The organism is Protofrankia sp. CiT1 (assembly GCF_917627335.1).
Lineage (GTDB): Bacteria > Actinomycetota > Actinomycetes > Frankiales > Frankiaceae > Protofrankia.
Genome location: NZ_CAKJTP010000091.1, coordinates 1087 through 4637, shown reverse-complemented (window position 1 = coordinate 4637; position 3551 = coordinate 1087). Strand labels below are relative to the sequence as shown.

Here is a 3551-nt window from a genome sequence, read left to right as displayed (position 1 = left end):
GGCGCACCAGCCGGTGCGCCAGAACACGCGCCAGCTGCTCCCGGCGCTGCGCCGGGCGGACGGCACCGCGCTGCGGGTGCTCGTCGTCGACGACGAGCCCGCGCTGTCCGAACTGCTGGGGATGGCGCTGCGCTACGAGGGCTGGGAAGTCCGGATGGCCGCGGACGGGCTCGGCGCGGTACGCACGGCCCGGGAGTTCCGCCCGGACGCGGTGCTGCTCGACGTCATGCTGCCCGACATCGACGGTCTGGAGGTGCTGCGACGGCTGCGCGCGGAGGCATCCGACGTCCCGGTGCTGTTCCTGACCGCCCGGGACGCGGTGGAGGACCGCATCGCCGGGATCACCGCCGGTGGCGACGACTACGTGACCAAGCCGTTCAGCCTGGAGGAGGTCGTCGCCCGGCTGCGGGGCCTGATCCGCCGGGCCGGCGTCGCGGCCACGCGCACCTCCCCCGAGCTGACGGTCGGCGACCTGACCCTGGACGAGGACAGCCACGAGGTCCGGCGCGGGGACGACCTGATCGAGCTCACGGCCACCGAGTTCGAGCTCATGCGCTTCCTGATGCGCAACCCGCGCCGGGTGCTCAGCAAGAGCCAGATCCTCGACCGGGTCTGGAACTACGACTTCGGCGGCCAGGCCAACGTCGTCGAGCTCTACATCTCCTATCTCCGGAAGAAGATCGACGCCGGCCGCACGCCGATGATCCACACTGTGCGGGGCGCGGGCTACGTCCTGAAGCCTGGCGAGCATCGGCCATGAGCGGCGGCTGTGGGTAACAGGGCATGGCGCCTCGGGTGGTCACTGCGGGCCCGCCTGGTCACGGGCCTGGTCGGGCTGCTCGCGGCGGTGTGCCTGGTGGTGGGTGTCGTCACGGAGATAGCACTTCGCGACTATCTGGTGGGACGCCTCGACGGCCAGTTGATCGCCGCTGTCGCCCGCTCCCAGAAGGCCTTCGACAGGCCTCAGAACAGCCTGGTCGACCCGTACACCGCCGCCCGCCCACCGGATTTCCTGCTGCCGCGGGGCCAGTCCGCGGGCACGCTCGGAGCCCGGTTGGTGGCCGGCACGGTCACCGACTCCGTAATCATCAACGATGATGGCTCGCTTGCGCCCCTGGACACAGCGAGCGCGACGGCTCTGACCGAGGTGCCGGCCGACGAACATCCGCATACCCGCACGATCGGCGGCAACGGGGAGTTCCGGCTGATCGCCCGCCGGATGCCGGACGGCGCCGTGCTCATCACCGGGCTGCCGCTGCACCCCGTCCAGGCGACCCTGTACCAGCTGGTGGCTGTCGGAGCCGCTGTCGCCGGGGCCGGGCTGCTCCTGGCCGGCTTCGCCGGCACGGTCGTGGTCCGGCTCACCCTGCGCCCGCTGCGACGCATGGCGGCCACCGCCAGGCGGGTCACCCAGCTTCCGCTGGACCGCGGCGAGGTCGCCCTGGCCGAGCGCGTCCCGGCAGCGGACACCGACCCGCGTACCGAGGTCGGGCAGGTCGGAGCCGCGCTCAACAGCATGCTCGGCCATGTCGGCGCGGCGCTCGCGGCGCGCCAGGCCAGCGAGATGAAGGTCCGCCAGTTCGTCGCGGACGCCAGCCACGAGCTGCGGACCCCGCTGGCCGCCATCCGCGGCTACGCCGAGCTCACCCGCCGCGACCGCGACCAGCTGCCCCCCGACGTCGCCCACGCGCTGCGCCGGGTGGAATCCGAAGCGACCCGGATGACCAGCCTGGTCGAGGACCTGCTGCTGCTCGCTCGGCTGGACGCCGGGCGTCCCCTCGAGGCCGCGCCGGTCGACCTCTCCCGGCTTGTCGTGGACACGGTGAGCGACGCCCATGCCGCCGGCCCCGAGCACCGCTGGCAACTCGACCTGCCCGACGAGCCGGTGATCGTCACCGGCGACCCGGCCCGCCTGCATCAGGTGCTGGCCAACCTGCTCGCCAACGCCCGGACCCACACCCCGCCCGGCACAATGGTCACCGCGAGCCTGCACGCCCGCTCCCCCGGTCCTGCTGTGCTCACCGTCCTCGACGACGGGCCCGGCATTCAGGCGGATCTTCTTCCATCCGTGTTCGAGCGCTTTGCCCGCGGTGACGGTTCCCGTTCCCGCGCGGCCGGCAGCACCGGGCTGGGGCTGGCCATCGTCAACGCCGTCGTGACCGCCCACCGCGGCAGCATAGGAGTAACGAGCCGTCCTGGTCAGACGGCGTTTATCGTCCGGCTGCCCACGCACGTGCCGGCCGCGGTCCCGCTGGCCAGCGGCACGGTCACCGGTGGCCAGCCGTCAGCCCACGGCAGGCGCTGACGTCCGTGCCTGCCAGCCGCGCCCAGGCGGGCACGAACAGGCTCACAGGAAAGACACAGCTTCGGCACAAAGAGCCGACAGCTCCCGGAGCGACTGTAGATTCCATGCCCACCGTGACCTCCGCCCCGCAGGACGCACCTGGTAGAGACGCACCTGATCGAAACACCCCACGGTCCGTCGGCGAGCCCCTTCCAGCCGCCCGCCGGCCTGTCCTGGCGACCCATCCCGCGGCAGTGCTGGACGTGGTCATTCCCGTCCACAACGAGCAGGCCGACCTGGAGCCCTGCGTACGCCGCCTGCACACGCACCTGACCAGGACCTTCCCGTACCCCTTCCGGATCACGATCGCGGACAACGCCAGCACCGACGCGACCCTCGCCGTGGCGGAGACGCTCCAGGCCGCCATCGCCGAGGTCACTGTCATCCACCTTGACCAGAAAGGCCGCGGGCGCGCTCTGCACACGGTCTGGTCGGCGTCTGACGCTCCGGTGCTGGCCTACATGGACGTCGACCTGTCCACCGACCTCGCGGCGCTGCTACCGCTGGTCGCCCCGCTGATCTCCGGGCACTCCGATCTCGCGATCGGGACCCGGCTGGCACGTAACTCGCGGGTCATCCGGGGCGCGAAGCGGGAAGTGATCTCCCGCTGCTACAACCTCATCCTGCGCGGCACGCTCGCCGCCCGTTTCTCCGACGCCCAGTGCGGGTTCAAAGCCATCCGCGCCGACGTCGCCGCGCGGCTGCTGCCGCTGATCGAGGACACCGGCTGGTTCTTCGACACGGAGCTGCTCGTCCTCGCCGAACGGTCCGGGCTGCGCATCTATGAGGTCCCGGTCGACTGGATCGACGATCCCGACAGCCGCGTTGACATCGCGGCCACCGCGCTGGCCGACCTCAAAGGCGTCGCCCGGCTCGGGCGTGCCCTCGCCAGCGGTGCGCTGCCCGTGCGTGACCTGCGCCGCCAGCTCGGCCGTGCGCCGCTGGAACCGGCTGTCCCCGGCGTGCCGGTCGGGTTGCCCAGACAGCTGGTGCGGTTCACCGGCGTAGGGCTGGCAAGCACCGCGGCCTACCTGGTGCTGTACGTGCTGCTGCGCGGCCTGGCCGGCGCGCAGGCCGCGAACCTGCTCGCGCTGGCGCTCACCGCGGTCGCGAACACCGCGGCGAACCGGCGGCTGACCTTCGGTGTACGAGGCCGCTCGGGAGCCGGCCGCCACCAGCTCGAGGGCCTCGTCGTCTTCGCTCTGGG

3 protein-coding genes are annotated in these 3551 nt (G+C 72.1%); all 3 read left to right on the top strand.

Annotated features, from left to right (window positions below; translation table 11 throughout):
• Nucleotides 1-13: 13 nt before the first annotated feature.
• Nucleotides 14-760, top strand: coding sequence for a response regulator transcription factor (locus tag MJ785_RS14695; RefSeq protein WP_370652952.1), 747 nt, complete (start codon nt 14-16; stop codon nt 758-760).
• A 9-nt stretch (nt 761-769) separates the two neighbouring features.
• Nucleotides 770-2305 carry a HAMP domain-containing sensor histidine kinase gene (locus MJ785_RS14690; RefSeq protein WP_239381359.1) on the top strand — a complete coding sequence of 512 codons (1536 nt, stop codon included), beginning with the start codon at nt 770-772 and terminating at the stop codon, nt 2303-2305.
• 104 nt (nt 2306-2409) lie between these two features.
• Nucleotides 2410-3551, top strand: a 1142-nt coding sequence (locus MJ785_RS14685) for a dolichyl-phosphate beta-glucosyltransferase (RefSeq protein ID WP_239381357.1), incomplete at its 3' end; no start/stop codon positions are given.